The sequence below is a fragment of the Streptomyces sp. NBC_01013 genome, assembly GCF_045162765.1.
Classification (GTDB): domain Bacteria; phylum Actinomycetota; class Actinomycetes; order Streptomycetales; family Streptomycetaceae; genus Streptomyces.
On the sequence record NZ_CP108687.1, the window covers coordinates 2,218,335 to 2,235,066 of the forward strand.

18 protein-coding genes and 1 pseudogene are annotated in these 16,732 nt (G+C 69.9%); 1 reads left to right on the forward strand and 18 read right to left on the reverse strand.

Going from position 1 to position 16,732, the window contains the following annotated elements; all coding sequences use genetic code 11:
- Nucleotides 1-51: 51 nt before the first annotated feature.
- Together tsf and rpsB are read right to left on the reverse strand one after the other, a co-directional pair.
- Nucleotides 52-888 carry a translation elongation factor Ts gene (gene tsf, locus OG538_RS09405; RefSeq protein ID WP_406092016.1) on the reverse strand — a complete coding sequence of 279 codons (837 nt, stop codon included), beginning with the start codon at nucleotides 886-888 and terminating at the stop codon, nucleotides 52-54.
- 99 nt (nucleotides 889-987) lie between these two features.
- Nucleotides 988-1,917 (reverse strand): 30S ribosomal protein S2, encoded by a 930-nt coding sequence (gene rpsB, locus OG538_RS09410; RefSeq protein ID WP_406092018.1) that lies wholly within the window; start codon nucleotides 1,915-1,917, stop codon nucleotides 988-990.
- A gap of 276 nt (nucleotides 1,918-2,193) precedes the next feature.
- Between rpsB and OG538_RS09415 the strand changes: the two genes are divergently transcribed.
- A complete protein-coding gene (locus OG538_RS09415; protein WP_406092020.1) occupies nucleotides 2,194-2,982 on the forward strand; it encodes a peptidoglycan DD-metalloendopeptidase family protein in 789 nt (262 codons plus the stop codon).
- 204 nt (nucleotides 2,983-3,186) lie between these two features.
- On the opposite strand, the gene OG538_RS09420 is transcribed toward OG538_RS09415, so the two are convergent.
- The 16 genes and pseudogenes from OG538_RS09420 to rimM form a co-directional block, all read right to left on the reverse strand.
- Nucleotides 3,187-3,762, reverse strand: a complete 576-nt coding sequence (locus OG538_RS09420; protein WP_406100038.1) for a TetR/AcrR family transcriptional regulator — start codon at nucleotides 3,760-3,762, stop codon at nucleotides 3,187-3,189.
- 172 nt (nucleotides 3,763-3,934) lie between these two features.
- Nucleotides 3,935-4,771 carry an RNA polymerase sigma factor WhiG gene (gene whiG, locus OG538_RS09425; RefSeq protein ID WP_406092022.1) on the reverse strand — a complete coding sequence of 279 codons (837 nt, stop codon included), beginning with the start codon at nucleotides 4,769-4,771 and terminating at the stop codon, nucleotides 3,935-3,937.
- 290 nt (nucleotides 4,772-5,061) lie between these two features.
- A complete protein-coding gene (gene dprA, locus OG538_RS09430) occupies nucleotides 5,062-6,216 on the reverse strand; it encodes a DNA-processing protein DprA (RefSeq protein ID WP_406092024.1) in 1,155 nt (384 codons plus the stop codon).
- Between the two features lie 170 nt (nucleotides 6,217-6,386).
- On the reverse strand, nucleotides 6,387-8,012 hold the full coding sequence (locus OG538_RS09435; protein WP_406092026.1) for a YifB family Mg chelatase-like AAA ATPase: 1,626 nt from the start codon (nucleotides 8,010-8,012) through the stop codon (nucleotides 6,387-6,389).
- Nucleotides 8,012-8,371 (reverse strand): YraN family protein, encoded by a 360-nt coding sequence (locus OG538_RS09440; RefSeq protein WP_406092028.1) that lies wholly within the window; start codon nucleotides 8,369-8,371, stop codon nucleotides 8,012-8,014. The genes OG538_RS09435 and OG538_RS09440 overlap by 1 nt, the downstream gene beginning before the upstream one ends.
- A gap of 84 nt (nucleotides 8,372-8,455) precedes the next feature.
- Entirely contained in the window at nucleotides 8,456-8,764 is a 309-nt protein-coding gene (locus tag OG538_RS09445) for a DUF2469 domain-containing protein (RefSeq protein WP_003965949.1), read from the reverse strand.
- Nucleotides 8,765-8,827: 63 nt separating this feature from the next.
- On the reverse strand, nucleotides 8,828-9,316 hold the full coding sequence (locus OG538_RS09450) for an NUDIX hydrolase (RefSeq protein ID WP_406092030.1): 489 nt from the start codon (nucleotides 9,314-9,316) through the stop codon (nucleotides 8,828-8,830).
- Nucleotides 9,306-10,055: a signal peptidase I gene (lepB, locus tag OG538_RS09455; protein ID WP_406092032.1), complete on the reverse strand. Its 750-nt coding sequence runs from the start codon at nucleotides 10,053-10,055 to the stop codon at nucleotides 9,306-9,308. Before lepB (OG538_RS09455) ends, OG538_RS09450 begins: the two co-directional genes overlap by 11 nt.
- A 49-nt stretch (nucleotides 10,056-10,104) precedes the next feature.
- Entirely contained in the window at nucleotides 10,105-11,202 is a 1,098-nt protein-coding gene (gene lepB / locus OG538_RS09460; RefSeq protein WP_406100039.1) for a signal peptidase I, read from the reverse strand.
- Nucleotides 11,203-11,511: 309 nt separating this feature from the next.
- Nucleotides 11,512-11,919 carry a hypothetical protein gene (locus tag OG538_RS09465; protein ID WP_406092034.1) on the reverse strand — a complete coding sequence of 136 codons (408 nt, stop codon included), beginning with the start codon at nucleotides 11,917-11,919 and terminating at the stop codon, nucleotides 11,512-11,514.
- 156 nt (nucleotides 11,920-12,075) lie between these two features.
- Nucleotides 12,076-12,981, reverse strand: coding sequence for a signal peptidase I (gene lepB / locus OG538_RS09470; protein ID WP_406100041.1), 906 nt, complete (start codon nucleotides 12,979-12,981; stop codon nucleotides 12,076-12,078).
- A pseudogene (gene lepB, locus OG538_RS09475) lies at nucleotides 12,878-13,956 on the reverse strand (signal peptidase I). The gene lepB (OG538_RS09470) and the pseudogene lepB (OG538_RS09475) overlap by 104 nt, the downstream one beginning before the upstream one ends.
- Nucleotides 13,949-14,719, reverse strand: coding sequence for a signal peptidase I (gene lepB / locus OG538_RS09480; protein ID WP_406092036.1), 771 nt, complete (start codon nucleotides 14,717-14,719; stop codon nucleotides 13,949-13,951). Before lepB (OG538_RS09480) ends, lepB (OG538_RS09475) begins: the two are co-directional and overlap by 8 nt.
- Nucleotides 14,720-14,764: 45 nt before the next feature.
- A complete protein-coding gene (gene rplS, locus OG538_RS09485; protein ID WP_136329605.1) occupies nucleotides 14,765-15,115 on the reverse strand; it encodes a 50S ribosomal protein L19 in 351 nt (116 codons plus the stop codon).
- A 128-nt stretch (nucleotides 15,116-15,243) separates the two neighbouring features.
- Nucleotides 15,244-16,065: a tRNA (guanosine(37)-N1)-methyltransferase TrmD gene (gene trmD, locus OG538_RS09490; protein ID WP_406092038.1), complete on the reverse strand. Its 822-nt coding sequence runs from the start codon at nucleotides 16,063-16,065 to the stop codon at nucleotides 15,244-15,246.
- Complete coding sequence (rimM, locus tag OG538_RS09495) at nucleotides 16,065-16,673, reverse strand: ribosome maturation factor RimM (RefSeq protein WP_406092040.1); 609 nt, start codon at nucleotides 16,671-16,673, stop codon at nucleotides 16,065-16,067. Before rimM ends, trmD begins: the two co-directional genes overlap by 1 nt.
- Nucleotides 16,674-16,732: the final 59 nt, after the last annotated feature.

Genomic DNA, 16,732 nt, shown 5'->3' on the forward strand with positions numbered 1-16,732 from the left:
CCGTCGACTGCACCAGACCCTATCGGGGTCCACCGTTTTTCGCGGACGGACTCAGATGCCGACCTTGATGCGCGTGAAGCGCTTCAGGGCGACACCGGCCTCGTCCAGGACCTTCTGGACGGACTTCTTGTTGTCCAGCGCGTACGGCTGGCCGAGGAGGGTGGCCTCCTTGAAGAAGCCGTTGACGCGACCCTCGACGATCTTCGGGAGCGCGGCCTCGGGCTTGCCCTCGGCGCGCGTGGTCTCCTCGGCGACGCGGCGCTCGGCCTCGACGACCTCGGCCGGGACGTCCTCGCGGGACAGGTACTTCGGCGCGAAGGCGGCGATGTGCTGGGCGATGCCCTTCGCCAGGTCGGCGTCGGCCTTGTCCAGCTCGACCATGACACCGATCTGCGGCGGCAGGTCGGGCATGGTGCGGTGCATGTACACGGAGACGAAGGCGCCGTCGAACTGCGCGAAGCGGTCCAGGACGATCTTCTCGCCGAGGTTGGCGTTGGCCTCGTCCACGTACGCCTGAACGGTCTTGCCGGGCTCGATCTCGGACGCGAGAAGCGCCTCGATGTCGGCCGGGGAGGTCGCGGCGACGTGAGCGGCGAGCGTGTTGGCGACGGCCTGGAACTTGTCACCCTTGGCGACGAAGTCGGTCTCGCACTTCAGCTCGAGCAGGACACCGGACGTCTTGTCCTCGGAGAGGACGGAGACGACCGCGCCGTTCTCGGCAGAACGGCCCTCGCGCTTGGCGACGCCCTTCTGTCCCTTGATACGGAGCGCCTCGACGGCCCCGTCGACGTTGCCGTCGGCCTCGTCGAGCGCCTTCTTGCAGTCCATCATGCCGGCGCCGGTGAGCTCACGGAGCTTCTTGACGTCAGCGGCGGTGTAGTTCGCCATGAGTCTGTATTTCTCTCTCGAAGTCTGAAAGATCTACGGGTCAACGGCGGGGGCGGTGCCTGTGGCACCGACCCCCGCCGTCTTCAGCCGTGACGGGTGTCAGGCCTGCTCGGCGTCCGCGGCCGGAGCCTCGGCAGCGGGGGCCTCAGCCGCGGGGGCCTCGGCAGCAGCCTCGGCAGGGGCCTCAGCTGCCTCCGCGTCCGCGACCTTCTCGGTCTCGGCGGAGGTCTGGACCTCGGCGTCGGCCTTCTTGTCGCCCTCGAGCAGGTCACGCTCCCACTCGGCGAGCGGCTCGCCGGCAGCCTTCTCGCCCGGCTTCGAGTCGCCGGTCGCAGCGCCGGAGCGGGCGATGAGGCCCTCGGCGACGGCGTCGGCGATCACGCGGGTGAGCAGGGTGACGGAGCGGATCGCGTCGTCGTTGCCCGGAATCTTGTAGTCGACCTCGTCGGGGTCGCAGTTGGTGTCCAGGATCGCGACGACCGGGATGTGGAGCTTGCGCGCCTCACCGACGGCGATGTGCTCCTTCTTGGTGTCGACGATCCAGACGGCGCTCGGCACCTTCTGCATCTCGCGGATACCACCGAGGGTCTTCTCCAGCTTGGCCTTCTCGCGGGAGAGGACCAGGAGCTCCTTCTTGGTGAGGCCGGAAGCGGCCACGTCCTCGAAGTCGATGAGCTCGAGCTCCTTCAGACGCTGAAGGCGCTTGTAGACGGTGGAGAAGTTGGTGAGCATGCCACCGAGCCAACGCTGGTTGACGTACGGCATGCCGACGCGCGTCGCCTGCTCGGCGATGGCCTCCTGGGCCTGCTTCTTCGTACCCACGAACATGATGGAGCCGCCGTGGGCGACGGTCTCCTTGACGAACTCGTAGGCGCGGTCGATGTACGACAGCGACTGGAGCAGGTCGATGATGTAGATGCCGTTGCGCTCGGTGAAGATGAAGCGCTTCATCTTCGGGTTCCAGCGACGGGTCTGGTGACCGAAGTGGACGCCGCTTTCCAGCAGCTCCCGCATCGTGACGACGGCCATGGCCGTACTCCTTGAGGTACTCGGTTATCGCGACCGCAGGATTGCTGTCGCGCCTGACGCCCCGACGCGCCGTGCCACGAAGGACCGAGGAGCGCGGCCACCTCCGCAGAGAAGGAGGTGGCGGGGCGTGCGAAGTCGACCCGGTGACCCGGATCGCCAGAAGAAGTGTACGGGACCCGCCGGGTGCCGGGTGACGGCGCTGTCCACAACCGGCCGGTAGTCCACAGATCGGGTCCATGATCCCCGCGGATCCGCCGGGCGGGGGACGGTGGCGCCATGCGATTCACATCGGAAGGTGGTTGTCATCGGATCCGGCCCGGTCGCCGCCCTGCCGCGCGCCGCGGTGTTCCGGCAGGCGCGAGCGCGTGGGCGTCCGGCCGGGCGGCGGTGGCCGCTTCGGGGCTGCTGCTGGTGGCGCTGCTCATGCCGGCGTACGGCGGGCTGTACGCCCTGGCGGCGGAAGGGCCCCCGCCGCGCTCGGCGGGGGCGGGTAGTGGGGCGGGGGCTGCGGGTGAGGCAGGGGAGGCGGGCATCGACCCACCCGGCGAGGCGGATGGCCGGGTGCCCGCCCCGGCGGGCCCGATCGGTGAAGGCGTCTGGCCGCTGGAGGGGCGGCCCACGGTCCTACGGGGGTGGGAGCCGCCCGCCACCGAGTACGGCCGCGGACACCGCGGGGTGGATCTGGGGGCGGCGCCGGGCGCACGGGTGCTGGCAGCGGCGGCGGGCCGCGTGTCCTTCGCAGGCGGCGTGGCGGGACGCGGAGTGGTCGTGATCGAACTTGCGGGGACGGGCGATCCGCCACTGCGGACCACCTACGAGCCGGTACGCCCGCTGGTCGGCAAGGGGGACCAGGTCACGGCGGGCCAGGTGGTGGCGGTCATGTCGGCCGGGCCGTCCCACTGCGCCCCGGGCTGCCTCCACTGGGGCTTGCGGCGCGGGGACGCCTATCTGGACCCGCTGTCTCTGCTGCCGCCGTCACTGCTGCGGCACGGACCCTCGCGGTTGCTGCCTGTGTCGGGGGTGCCCCTCCCTGACCCTCCTCAGATGCTGAGCGAGCCTCAGTGACTGGGCACGTCTCCATTCCGGGTCGTGTCCAGGCCTCGTGCGGGGCATGCCCCGGGTGCGCGGCGTCTCCCAGGTGCGGGCGCCGGCATCTCCAGGCGCGGGTGCGGGGCACGTCTCAGGCGCGGGGCCTCTCCCGGGCGCGGGGCTTGACTCAGGTGCTGCTTCTGGGAGCGAGCATCCGGACCGGAGAGTCCGGCGAGGGCGTCACCCCCGGTCGCCGCCGATGCCCCGGACACCGTCCAGGATCATGGTGACGGCGGTGTCGGCGATCACGCCGGGCTCCTCCGCCACGCTCAGCTCGATACGACGGACCGCAGCATCCACGGAGCCCTGGAGCAGCATGGCCGCAAGCCGCGGCTGCTCATGTCCGAGATCACCGAGGGCCTCCACGATCATGGTGATCAGACCGCCGTGCGCTGCCCGGATCTTCTCGCGCGCACCCGCGTCCAGCTCGCTCGCGGAGATCGCCACGACGGCCCGGTGGCGGCGGTCCCCGACGAGATCGAGCTGCCGCCGCACATACGCCTCGATCTTCTCCTCGGGCGTGCCCGCCCGCTCCATCGCGCTCTCGACCTCGGCCGCCCAGACGGGGAAGTCGACGGCGCAGAGCTCCTCGACGACAGCGGCACGGGAGCGGAAGTACTCGTAGACGGAGGACCTGGCGAGGCCCGTGCGCTCGGCGAGGGCGGGAAAGGTCAACGCCTCCGTGCCTCCCTCGGACAGCAGGGAGCGCGCTGCGTCCAGGAGGGCGCCGCGCTGCATGGTCCGGTGCTCGGCCACGGAGGCCGCTCGAATCCTGGGCACAGCACCACTCTACGGCGGCCGGTGTCCACGAGGGGGGCGGGCGGCCCCACTCGTTGGCCGAAGCAGTGCCGGCGAAAGGCTGCCCGGGATCTGCCGGAGGCCTGCCCGGAGTCGTTCCGGGCCTGCGGGCGGCCCGTCCGGGGCCGGCTCAGCGTCCGGCGTCGGCCAGCTTCGCGCGCAGTTGCAGCACCGACTTGGTGTGGATCTGGCTGACCCGGCTCTCGGTGACCCCCAGGACGTTGCCGATCTCGGCGAGGGTGAGGCCCTCGTAGTAGTACAGCGTGACGACCGTCTTCTCGCGGTCCGGGAGAGTGTTGATCGCGCGGGCGAGGAGTCTTCTGAGCTCATGGTCCTCGGCCACTTCCACCGGGTTGTCGGCGGCGGTGTCCTCCAGCGTGTCCATCAGGCTCAGCCGGTCGCCGCCCTCACCGCCCACGTGGAGCAGTTCCTCCAGAGCAACGACGTTGGCCAGCGACAACTGGCTGAAAACCGCGTGCAGTTCCTCCAGTTGGATGCCCATCTCGGCGGCGACCTCCGTCTCCGAGGGCGTTCGTCGCAGTTGCGCCTCCAGGGTGGCGTAGGCGCGTTCCACCGCCCGCGCCTTCTGGCGCACGGAGCGCGGGATCCAGTCCAGCGCCCGCAGTTCGTCGATCATCGCCCCCCGGATGCGGGTGATCGCGTAGGTCTCGAACTTGATCGCGCGCTCGATGTCGAACTTCTCGATCGCGTCGATCAGCCCGAAGACCCCGGAGGAGACGAAGTCCGCCTGCTCGACGTTGGAGGGCAGGCCCACGCTCACCCGGCCGGCGACGTACTTCACCAGCGGCGAGTAGTGCAGGATCAGCTGTTCCCGCAGCCGCCCGTCGCCCGTGGTCTTGTACGAACGCCACAACTCGTCGAGCGAAGAGGGGGCGGGCGGGCGCACAGTGCCACGCGCAGCCGCTGGTACTGCGGCGCGGTCAGACCCGGAGGTGTGCTGGGGCATGTGGTGCCTTGAGCCGTTCTGCCGTGAAGTGCTGGGGGACTTGTGTCTGGGCCGGAATCCTGGTGAGCGTAGCGTGACTGATACGTCGCGTTCCGCGCAGGATATGGGATCGGTGCGGTGCGCTTCCCGGCGAACGGACATGGAACCCGGCGCGGCTTCGGACACGACCGCGCACCTGGGCGAGGACATGACGAGCGTCCGGGGCCGCCGTCTCATGCGCCGGCCCCGGAGGCGTCACTGAAGGATCCACCGAGGTCATCGGCATCACCTTTTCACCCGAATGCCCCAGGTCAAGAACCGCCTCGCCGCGCGTCGTCATTGCATGTCGGCCGCTTCGTCAACCTCCATCCCTCGCCTTCGCGTTCGACGAACCCCAGTGAGTGCAGTTCGTACAGCTTGCCGAGGGCTTCATCCGCACTCGTCGCCGCGGCGCGCGCCACCTCCCGTCCGTTGACGAAACCATGGGCCGGCAGGGCGTCAAGCACCCTTGCGCAGGCGGGATCCAGCTGATCGCGCGGCAGCACCGGGCCGCGCCGCGACGGCGCCAGATCCCCGATGTCCCCGACCAGTTCGGCGACCTCCGCGGCGTCCGTGACCAGCACACCCTCGCCCCGCAGGAGTTCGTGGACACCTGCCGACAGACCGCTGGTGGCGGGACCCGGCACGCCCATGACGAAGCGGCCGAGCCGCTGCGCGTTGCGCGCCGTGACGAGTGAACCGCTGCGGTATTCGGCCTCGACGACGACCGTTCCTCGCGTCAACGCGGCGATCACCCTGTTCCGGAGGATGAATCTGGTGCGCGTGGGGTGCTCCCCCGGCGGCAGTTCGCCGATGACGAGCCCCTGTTCGACCATGCGCCCGATCAGTTCGGCATGACCTCGGGGGTAGGCGACGTCCACCCCGCAGGCCAGTACCGCCATCGTCGCGCCACCTGCGGCCAGGGCGCCCCGGTGGGCAGCCCCGTCGACCCCGAAGGCCGCGCCCGAGACGACCACCCACCCCCGCTCGGCCAGCCCGGCGCCGAGTGTCGTCGCCATATGGGCCCCGTACGGTGTGCAGGCGCGGGCTCCGACCACGGCGACCGAGCGCAGCGCCCAGAGCCGCAGGTCGGACCGCCCCCGCACCCAGAGCCCCGTGGGGCCGGCGTCCCCCAGGTCGTCGAGCTGAGTCGGCCACTCCCGGTCGCCGGGGCAGATGAAGCGCCCGCCGGCCGCTACGACCGCAGCCAGGTCCCGCTCGGGCTCGACGGTCTGCGCGCGCAAGCGGTAGCCGGCCAGCCGCCTCGCGGTCATCCCGCCCAACTGCTCGGCCGAACCGTCCCGGGAGGTGATCCGCCGCATCAGCTCCGCGCCCCCGCACTCCCGAAGCCAGCGCCCGCCGCGCTCGTCCCCCGGCTCCATCACCCGAGTCAGTGCCGCCCGCGCCAGCCGCTCCCGGTCGCTCACCCCGCCAGGGGGCCCCGACCCGCCGGGAGAGCCCGGCCCGCCAGGGGGCCCCGACCCGCCGGAACAGCGGGACCAGCCGGGCCCCGGGCGCTCTCCGGCCGCCTGCCCCGGAGGCTCGCACGCCCACTCCGCTCCTTCGGCGGCTTCCGAGCAGCCCCCGGCCGGCCCGGTCACGACGCCCCCGCGGCCATCGCGGCCCCGCGCGGAATCCCGGTGCGCAGTTCGAGGGCCACCCCGATGTCCGAGGCGTCCGGGCGGTCGGCTCCGCGCAGATCCGCGACGGTCCAGGCCACCCGCAGCACCCGGTCCAGACCGCGCGCGGTGAGCATGCCCCGCTCCATGTCCCGCTCGGCCGCCATCAGCGCACCGGGGGCCGCGGCCAGCCTGGTGCGCAGGGCATGCCCCGGCACCTCACTGTTCGTGGTCCACGGTGTGTCCGCCAGCCGCTCCGCGGCCCGCGCCCGGGCCCTGAGCACCCGTGCGGCGACCGTTTCGGTCGACTCGCCCCGGCCTCCCCGGCCCATCAGGTCCTCGCGCCTGACCGGGTCCACGGTCACCCGCAGGTCCACCCGGTCGAGCAGCGGACCCGAGAGCCTTGCCTGGTACCGGCGGATCGCCGAGGGCGGGCAGTCACACCCCGCCCCGCTCAGGGTGTGCCGCCCGCACGGGCAGGGGTTGGCGGCGAGCATCATCAGGAACCGGGCCGGGAGCCGGACCACCCCGGCGCTGCGGGCCACGACGACGTGCCCCGACTCCAGGGGCTGCCGCAGCGCGTCCAGCGCCCGTACCGAGAACTCCGGCGCCTCGTCCAGAAAGAGGATCCCGCGATGCGCCAGGGAGACCGCACCGGGCCGCGGCAGCCCGTTGCCCCCGCCGACGAGCGACTGCATGGTCGCCGAGTGATGCGGTGCGCAGTAAGGCGGGCGGGAGACCAGTGGTTCGCCCGGTGGCAGGATGCCCGCCACCGAGTGCACAGCGGTCACCTCAAGGGCTTCCTGCCTGGTCAGTGGCGGCAGGATGGCGGGCAGCCGTTCGGCCAGCATGGTCTTGCCCGCACCCGGGGGCCCGGACAGCAGGAGGTGGTGGCCGCCCGCGGCGGCGACCTCCAGGGCCATCCGCGGCCTCTCCTGACCCGCCACGTCCGCCAGGTCCGGCCGGTTGCCCTCGCCCGGCGCGGGCCCCCTGGCGATCCCGGTGCCCATTCCGGCGCCGGGCACCATCAGCCCGGCCAGCATGGTGTCGGGACGCCCCTGATCATGGGCAGCCGCCTCGTCCGGCACCGGCTCGTCGCAGAGCACGGCGAGCAGCTGGCGCAGGCTCCGCACCCCCAGCACCGAGACCCCGGGAACCAGAGCCGCCTCACCTGCGGTCTGCTCGGGAACGACCACCTGCCGGTATCCGGCCTCCGCCGCGGCCAGGACGGCGGGCAGCACCCCGCGCACCGGCCGCACCCTGCCGTCCAGCCCCAGCTCCCCGATCATCACCACGTCGGCGATCGACGCGGGATCGATCCGCTCGGCAGCGCCGAGCACGGCACAGGCGACGGCCAGGTCGAAGCCGGAACCGCCCTTGGGCACCGAGGCGGGTGACAGCCCTACCGTGAGCTTCTTCTGCGGCCACTCCGCGCCGGAGTTGACCACCGCCGCCCTGACCCGGTCCCGGCTCTCCACCAGGCTCTTGTCCGGCAGACCCACGAGGGTGAAGGCCGCGACCCCGGCCTCCAGATCGGCCTGGACCTCCACCACCACGCCCTCGACACCGACCAGTGCCACCGAGCAGGCTCGCGCGAATCCCATCAGGCCACCCCCCGCGCGTGCTCGGCCAGGGGCGCACCGCGCCTGGGCAGCACCACGCCGACCAGGTCGATCCGCACACCGCCGGGCGGCGGACCGCCGTGCCGGGCCAGCCAGAGCTCGGCCAGCCGACGCAGACGATCCGCCTTGGCCGGGGTGACCCCGGCCATCGGATGCTCGAAAGCCCCCTCCCTGCGGGTCTTCACCTCGCAGATGACGAGAGCGTCACCGTCCTTCGCGACGATGTCGATCTCGCCGGCGCGACAGCGCCAGTTGCGCTCCAGTACGGTCATGCCGGCATCGGTCAGCAACCGTGCCGCCAGATCCTCGCCGTACCGCCCGAGTGCCCCCCGTGCGTTCATATCGGCACCACCTCCGGCACCGACTGTGACGCGTCCGCCCCCAACTAGTGGATCTTGGTGGACAACTCACCGGTTGTGGACAACTCAGCCACCCGGAAGCTCCAGATCGCTCTTGTTGAGCTCCTCGATGTTGACGTCCTTGAACGTCAGCACCCGTACCTGCTTGACGAACCGTGCGGGCCGGTACATGTCCCAGACCCAGGCATCCGCCATGGACACCTCGAAAAACACCTCGCCCTGGACCGAGTGCACCTGCATCTCGTAGTCGTTGGTGAGGTAGAAGCGCCGTTCGGTCTCGATCACATATTTGAACAGACCGACGACATCGCGGTACTCCCGGTAGAGCTTCAGCTCCATCTCGGTCTCGTACTTCTCGAGGTCCTCGGCGCTCATTGGCATGTTCCCCTTCAGCCGTGCGTTCCCCCATTGTGCGCCAGGGCCCGGTTCCCCGGTCGCTCAGGCGATTTCGGGGGCCAGAACCAGCGGCGTACGCGGAGGACCCTCGTCGAGCAGCATGTGCAGCAGCCCGGCGAGTCTGGTCGGGTACACCGTCTCACGCGTCGCCGACAGTTCGGCGGAGGTCCACCACCTCAGACCCGCGACACTGCGGCGTTCCAACCCGGTCTGCCCGCTGGTGTCCGTCGTGGTCTGTGTCGTGCGGGCCAGGAAGTACCACTCGTCCTGCTCCCAGCGCCGCCCGTCGAACGGGAAGGAGCACATCCGCTGCCAGAGCAGCGGGCCCAGCTCGACGTCGGTGATCCCGGTTTCCTCGGCGAGCTCCCGCAGGGCGGCCTGCTCCCGGGTCTCGTCACCTTCGAGACCACCGCCGGGGGTGAACCACCAGGTGCTTGCCGGGTCTTCCGGTTCGAACCCGTGCATCAGCAGAATGCGGTCGTCCGGATCGAGGAGGACCAGACGGGAGACCTTGCGCGTCTCAGCGGGCACCGGCGGTCACTGTCCCCTGCCTGTTCCGCTTCGGCCGGGAGGCCCGAGCCGCGACCGGCCCGTACACGGCACCGCCCAGGATGAGCACCACGCCCGCGGCCATGGCTACGAGCTGAAGTTCCAGCGGCCCCTGCGACGACACCCCGCCGGGCAGCGCGGCAAAGGCCTGCGGTCGCCCGATCATGCCGCCCAGCGGCCACGCCACGGCGTCCACCCGGGCCTGTACGGCGCTGCGCGGCACCGAGCCCTGGCCGCCCTCCTCCAAGTGGACACGGGAGTCCAGCGAGGACCTGCGGTCGTCGCCCAGGAGGAAGAGCTTGCCCTTGGGCACCTCGGCCGTGAACTCGTTCGCCGAGGCCGGGTCGTCGGCCTGCAGATACGATTCCGCGATGGGTATGCCGTTGACCGTGAGCCGGCCGCCCTTCTCGCAGCAGGCGATCTTGTCGCCGCCGATCCCGACGACGCGCTTCACCATCGGCATGTCACCCCATGCGTGATCCGTGAACACCACCACATCGCCACGCCGCACCTCGCTGCCGTCCACCCGCTGCGCGAGAACGCGGTCACCCGCGTTCACCGTCGGGGTCATCGACTCGGTCGGCACCGTGTAGGGCCGGTACACCACGGCCGCCCAGGCGAAGCCGCCGAGGAAGAGCACACAGCCGACGGCCACGGCCAGCCCCGACAGTTTGCTGCCAAGGCGGCCGCGGCCGTCACCCGTACGTCCTGTTGCACTCATCGCAGCGTCCCCCATCGGAGATCGACAATCGCTGATCCGAGTCGGCACCCTACCGGGCGGTACGCCCGCTGGTCAGCCTCCGGCGTCGCCACAGCACGAGAGGCAGCGCGCCCGCGGCACCGAACACCCCCGGAGCCAGGCCCCCCGCCGCGTCGATCCCCGACTGGTCGAAGGTGTCCGGGACCGGCAGCGTCGCCCAGCGGTTGATCGGCCACGCCACCACCACGGCCCGCCCCACCACGTCCTTGACGGGCACGAAGCCCTTGGTCGATTCCTCGGTGTGGAAGCGCGAGTCCCAGGAATCCTGCCGGTGATCGCCCATCACCCAGATTTTACCGTCGGGAACTTTGAGCGGTCCGAAGGGCTTGTCGTCACAGGCCGAGTCACCCGGGTAGATGTACGGCTCGTCGAGCGCCTTCCCGTTGACCTTGACCGGGCCGCCCTTCGCGCACTCCACGGTGTCGCCGCCGACGGCGATCGTCCGCTTGATCAGGTCCTTCTCCTTGGACGACGGCATCAGGCCGATGAAGCTGAGGACGTCCTGCACCGCGTTCGACTCGGGTGTCGGCTCCCCGGCCAGCCAGTTGTCCGGATCGTGGAACACCACCACCTCACCGCGCTCGGGCTCCGAGCCGAACCACGGCGTCAGTTTGTCCACCAGCACGCGATCGCCCCGCTGAAGCGTGTCCTGCATCGAATCCGAAGGGATCGAGAACGCCTGCACCAGGAATGTCTTGATCAGCAACGCAAGGACGAGCGCGATGCCGACAAGGAGGGGGAGCTCCTTCCAGAAGGGGCGCTGCTTCCGCGCGTTCCTGCCCTCCCCGTCCGCAGGCCGGGACTCTCCGGGCCCGTCCGGGTCCGCTGCCCCGTCCAACGCCTCCGCCTGAGTCTCCCCGGGCGCGTCCGAGACCGCCGTCCCACCCGAGGCACCCGGAACCGCCGTCCCACCCGAGGCACCCGAGGCACCCGAGGCACCCGAGGCACCCGAGGCACCCGAGGCACCCGAGGCACCCGAGGCACCCGCCTGAGTCTCCCCCTGCGCGTCCGAGCCCGACGTGTCTTCCAGCGGAGTGGAAACAGGATCGGCAGGGTGGTCGGGCCGCATCGAGGGCCCCCCATGTCCGGGTCGTGCACCGGCAGCCATGTCACTCACGTTCCAGTCCTCACTCTGCGGCCCACACCTGCTCCGGGGTCCGTGCGTTCGAGCCCAATGCCTCGAACAACGAACGGGAGTTCCTCGGGGACCGCGCCCCCAACCGCCCGTGTCGTCAGCGGGCCATCGGGTCCACCACCGAAAACCGCCCTCCGAGGGCTCGACGTGCTCACCGAGCACCCGGAGGGCGGTTCATCCGTGCCAGCCGGCGCCCGTGTCACGGGCGCCGGCGTTCTTCCTCACACACGGTACGGCCTCGGCCGTACGGTCCGCCTTAAGGCGATGGGGCCCAGACCGGTCTCAGGTCGTGGCACACACCCAGCTGGAGCCGAATCCGCCGATCTCACCGGTGTCCGGGTGACCGAGACCCGCCTTGATGCAGATCTTCACACCCTCGGTGAAATTGTGGCTGTCTTCCTTCTTGGTGGTGCCGTTACCGCCGCTGTTCCACACCATGAAGTCGTAGCCCTCGCCCGTCTTGATGGGCGCCACGTCGACCTTGAGCGCGGCGGAGAAGCCGTCCGCGCACGTGTCCTTGAGGTACAGCGTGTCCCCATTGCTGATGAACCAGCCGTCGGACGTGTGGGTACAGGAACCGTATCCGTAGGAGTGCCCCGAGTCAGCGGTGGCCGGAGAGCTCGCCACGCCCACTCCCACGACGGCCGCGGCCAGCGCACCCATGATCTTCATCCGAGAAGTACGAGTCATTTCTTCCCCCTGTGCAGTGATTCCAATAGGTTGACAAGATCGTATGAAGAACGCCCGTCGAGCGCCTCTCATTTACTCGATCTTGCCGATCCCTGATCACAACAGCAGCGCGGAACTCCGCCGAATCGGCACGACTCAGGAAATCATGAAGAAACGTCACGCATTACTGCGGGCCGAGGCCGGTGCGGCCCGCCTGCGTCGCCAGAACACGAGCGGCACCGCTCCGGCGATGCCGATCGCACCGGGCGCCACGGCCATCGCGGCGTTCAGCCCCGGCTGGTCGAAGGTCTTCGGGATCGGCAGGGTCGCCCAGCGGTTGATGGGCCACGCCACCACGATGGCCCGCCCGACGACCTCGTCGTTGGAGACCGTGCCGCCGCCCGGGAGTTGCGGGTGGTAGCGGGAGTCGCGGGAGTCCTGGCGATGGTCGCCCATCACCCAGATCCGGCCCTTGGGCACCTTGATCGGACCGAACGGCTTGTCGTTGCAGGGCGTGTTGCCCGGGAAGATGAACGACTTCTCGTCCAGGGCCTTGCCGTTGACCACGACCGGGCCGTTCTCCTTGCACTCCACAGTGTCGCCGCCGACCGCGATGACCCGCTTGATCAGGTCCTTCTCCTCGGCGGACGGCATCAGTCCGATGAAGCTGAGGAACTTTTGCACCACATTCGGATGGACCTCCGGGGTGTCGTCCAGCCAACCGCCCGGGTCGTGGAAGACGACCACTTCACCGCGCTCGGGCTCCGAGCCGAACCACGGCGTCAGCTTGTCGACCAGCACCCGGTCACCCCGCTGGAGCGTGTCCTGCATCGAATCCGAGGGAATCGAGAACGCCTGCACCAGGAATGTCTTGATCAGCAACGCGAGAATGAGCGCGATACCGATGAGCAGGGGCAGCTCCTTCCAGAAGGAGCGAGGCTTCCCCTGTGCCGTGCTGCCGCCGCTCGGGGAGGCGCCGTCACTCTCCGTCGAGTCCGCCGTCGTCCCAGCCGGCTCGGCATTCCCCGGAATATCCGGCCGGTCCTCGGGTTCGTCGTGTCCGGATCGTGCGCCGACCGCCAAATCCCCCACATCCACTCCTTATTCGTGCCACCGCCTGCGCCCTAGCCGGTGCAGGCCCACCACTCCCATAACGAGCGGGAGTTCCGCAGGAGTCGGGAGCCGGGTCATTCCGTTGGGATCCGGGGCCACACTATTCGACGGCGCGGGGGCAGCCGCCGACCCGGCGCGCGCATCCGGGACCGAGGAGAACGTCGAACGTTCCTCCAGCTGATGCCAGTGGCCGATGGGCCAGGCGATCACCACGGCCCGTCCCACTACCGCATCCTCGGACACCGTGCCGTTCCCCGTCTTGTCCAGGTGGAAGCGCGAATCAGCCGAATTGGAGCGATGGTCCCCCATCACGAAGATTCTTCCGGCTGGAACCTTTACCTCGAATTTGATCGTGGAGGGCGAATCCCCGGGAAAGACGTAGGGCTCGTCGACCGCCACCCCATTGACGATGAGCCTGCCGTCCTTTTCGCAGCACCTCACCGTGTCACCGCCGACGGCGACCACCCGCTTGATCAGATCCTGCTCGTCGTCCGAGGGCAGCAGCCCGATGAAGGTCAGCACCTCCTTCACCTGCTTGATGACGACGGGAGACTCCTTGGACTCGCCCACAGGGTTGGGCGGCGGCCAGTCCGAGGGGTTCTTGAACACGACGACGTCGCCGCGCTGCGGCTTGGACCCGAACCAGGGCGTCAGCTTGTCCACGAGCACCCGGTCACCGATCCGGATGGTCTGCTCCATCGATCCGGACGGGATCACGAAGGCCTGCACCAGAAAGGTCTTGAGGACCAGGGCGATCAGCAAGGCCACGGTGATGAGGAGGGGTATCTCCTTGACTGCCGACCGGCGCCGCTTCCGTTTCACCTTGCGGGCCAGCTTGCGCCGCTCCGCCCGGGTGGGCAGCGAGCGCGCGGCCGTCGACCGGGTGCCGGTGGGCAGCGGAATCTCCGGATCCGCGGCGTCGTGCCTCCGTCCGCGGTTACCCATGCGCCGAACCGGGGGTCCGTATTCCGTCGAAGGCCGCAGTGCCGGGAACGGACCCCAGCCGGCTCAGCGGCCAGCCGAGCCAGTCGGCCCTGCCGATCACCTTGTCGACGGGCACCATGCCACCACCCGGTTCTCCCAGGTGGTCGCGGGAGTCGCGGGAATTGCTCCGGTGGTCGCCCATCATCCACAGCGTGCCGCCGGGCACGACGATGTCGAAGGGCACCCGGGACGGCACGTCCCCTGCGAAGAGGTAGTCCTCGTTCACGGGCCGCCCGTTCACCTCGACCCTTCCGCGCTTGTCGCAGCAGACCACCCGGTCACCCCCCACACCCACCACTCGCTTCACGAAATCGGTCTCGGCGGGCTCAGCGAGCCCCAGGGAAGCCGCCGCGCCGTGCAGCAGCCCCGTCACAGGGTTCTCCGGCGACGTCTCCTGGACGAAGGAGCCGGTGCCGTCAAAGACCACCACGTCGCCGCGCTGTGGTACGGAGCCGAAACGGTACGCCATCTTGTTGACGAGCACCCGGTCCCCCACCTGCAGGGTGGACTCCATGGAGCCGCTGGGAATCAGGAAGGGCTGCACCACGAAGTTGCTGAAGAGCAGCACGCCGACCGCGCAGACGGCGCCCAGCGCCAGGGTGCGCCGCCATGACATCGAGGCGGCGAACCGGCTCGGGATACGCGAGAAGCGCGACCCCTCCTCCGAACCCTCAGGGAGTTCGGAGGAGCGGTCGCGCTCCTGGGGCTTTGCTTCCGTGTCCATCGGGGCCAGAGCTTATCCGGCCGTCCTGTGGACCAGGGAGTCAGCTCAGCGGTCGCGCTTCTCCTTGATCTTCGCGGCCTTGCCGCGCAGCTCACGGAGGAAGTACAGCTTGGCGCGACGGACGTCACCGCGGGTGATCAGCTCGATCTTCTCGAAGATCGGGCTGTGCACCGGGAAGGTGCGCTCGACGCCGACCTGGAAGGAGACCTTGCGGACCGTGAAGGTCTCGCTGATGCCCGCGCCCTGGCGGCGGATGACAATGCCCTTGAACTGCTGGATACGGGAGCGGTTGCCCTCGATCACTCGGACGTGGACGTTGACGGTGTCGCCGGGGCGGAACGCCGGGACGTCGGTACGCAGCGAAGCGGCGTTGACGTCATCGAGCAGGGAAGCCATGGTGTCTGCTTTCTTCGCCGATGCCACAGGTCATCGACGGGAGAGTGTGATGAGTTCGGGGTGCTGATCGCGTCGGACGAACGTCTTTCCCCCTGTGGCAGGGGCGCACGCGGACGTACAGCAGCGGCCTATTCTTCCACGGCTCGGGGCCTGCGCCAAAATCGGCCGCCGGGCTCCGGTGACCAGCCGAGGATGGAGAGCATCTCGCGGTCCTTCTTGTCGAAGGCGCTCGCCTCGCAACGCTCGATCAGATCCGGCCGGTTGAGCGCGGTACGACGGAAGGCCTCGTCCCGGCGCCAGCGCGCGATCCGGCCGTGGTGACCGCTGAGCAGCACATCGGGGATGCCCCGGCCACGCCACTCGGGCGGCTTGGTGTAGACGGGGCCCTCCAGCAGGTCGGCCATCGCGCCGGGTGCGAAGGAGTCGTCCCGGTGGGACTCGGCGTTGCCGAGCACCCCGGGCAGCAGCCGGGCCACCGCTTCCGTGATCACCAGCACGGCGGCCTCGCCGCCGGCGAGCACGTAGTCGCCGATGGACACCTCGATGACCGGCATCCTGGTGGCGTACTCCTCCGTCACCCGCCGGTCGATGCCCTCGTAGCGGGCCGGGGTGAAGATCAGCCAGGGCCGCTCCGACAGCTCGACGGCCAACTCCTGGGTGAAAGGCCGGCCGCTCGGCGTGGGCACCACGAGCACCGGGGAGTGCGCGCCCGACTCGTATCCGTCCGCCAGGGTCTCGTCCAGTGCGTCGCCCCACGGCTCGGTCTTCATGACCATGCCGGGGCCGCCGCCGTAAGGAGTGTCGTCGACCGTGTTGTGACGGTCGTACGTCCACTCCCGCAGATCGTGCACGTGGACGCCGAGGCGCCCGCGGGCACGGGCCTTGCCGACGAGCGAGACGTTCAGCGGTTCCAGGTACTCGGGGAAGATCGTGACGACGTCGAGGCGCATCAGACGTCTTTCCCGGGCTCGTCGGCACCCTCCGCGAAGGGTGCGTCCCCCGGCTCGGCCGCCGCTTCCTCGTCGCGCGTGGACACGACGATCGCCTGGCTCTCGTCGATCAGACCGGGCGGCGGCGTGATCACCGCGCGCTGCTCCTCCAGGTCGATCTCGGTGACGATCTCCTCGACGAACGGGATCATCACCTCGGTGCCGTCGGGACGCTCCACGATGAAGAGGTCCTGGGACGGCAGGTGCGTGATCTCGGTGATCCGGCCGATCTCGGTACCGTCGGCGAGGACCACGTCCAGGTCCATCAGCTGATGGTCGTAGAACTCCTCGGGATCCTCCGGAAGCTCCGCCGGGTCGACTTCGGCGATCAGCAGCGTGTTGCGCAGCGCCTCGGCGGCCGTACGGTCCCGTACGCCCTCGAAACGCAGCAGCAGCCGCCCGCTGTGCACCCGGCCGGTCTCGATGGTCAGCGGCCCCGTGGAGGCCGGCTCGGTGGCCAGTACGGCGCCGGGTCCGAGCCGGAGCTCCGGCTCGTCCGTGCGCACCTCGACGGTGACCTCGCCCTTGATGCCGTGGGCGCGACCGATCCGCGCGACTACCAACTGCACCTTGTGTCTCTCCTGTCGTACGACGACGGGCCGGGGTGGGCGCATGGCCCTCCCCGGCC

Bases quoted from the DNA above. Each gene is read 5' to 3' on its own strand.
- tsf (WP_406092016.1), bottom strand. From the start codon at position 888: ATGGCGAACTACACCGCCGCTGACGTCAAGAAGCTCCGTGAGCTCACC.
- rpsB (WP_406092018.1), bottom strand. From the start codon at position 1,917: ATGGCCGTCGTCACGATGCGGGAGCTGCTGGAAAGCGGCGTCCACTTC.
- OG538_RS09415 (WP_406092020.1), top strand. From the start codon at position 2,194: ATGCGATTCACATCGGAAGGTGGTTGTCATCGGATCCGGCCCGGTCGC.
- whiG (WP_406092022.1), bottom strand. From the start codon at position 4,771: ATGCCCCAGCACACCTCCGGGTCTGACCGCGCCGCAGTACCAGCGGCT.
- OG538_RS09435 (WP_406092026.1), bottom strand. From the start codon at position 8,012: ATGGGATTCGCGCGAGCCTGCTCGGTGGCACTGGTCGGTGTCGAGGGC.
- OG538_RS09440 (WP_406092028.1), bottom strand. From the start codon at position 8,371: ATGAACGCACGGGGGGCACTCGGGCGGTACGGCGAGGATCTGGCGGCA.
- OG538_RS09445 (WP_003965949.1), bottom strand. From the start codon at position 8,764: ATGAGCGCCGAGGACCTCGAGAAGTACGAGACCGAGATGGAGCTGAAG.
- lepB (WP_406092032.1), bottom strand. From the start codon at position 10,055: ATGAGTGCAACAGGACGTACGGGTGACGGCCGCGGCCGCCTTGGCAGC.
- lepB (WP_406100039.1), bottom strand. From the start codon at position 11,202: ATGGCTGCCGGTGCACGACCCGGACATGGGGGGCCCTCGATGCGGCCC.
- OG538_RS09465 (WP_406092034.1), bottom strand. From the start codon at position 11,919: ATGACTCGTACTTCTCGGATGAAGATCATGGGTGCGCTGGCCGCGGCC.
- lepB (WP_406092036.1), bottom strand. From the start codon at position 14,719: ATGGACACGGAAGCAAAGCCCCAGGAGCGCGACCGCTCCTCCGAACTC.
- rplS (WP_136329605.1), bottom strand. From the start codon at position 15,115: ATGGCTTCCCTGCTCGATGACGTCAACGCCGCTTCGCTGCGTACCGAC.
- trmD (WP_406092038.1), bottom strand. From the start codon at position 16,065: ATGCGCCTCGACGTCGTCACGATCTTCCCCGAGTACCTGGAACCGCTG.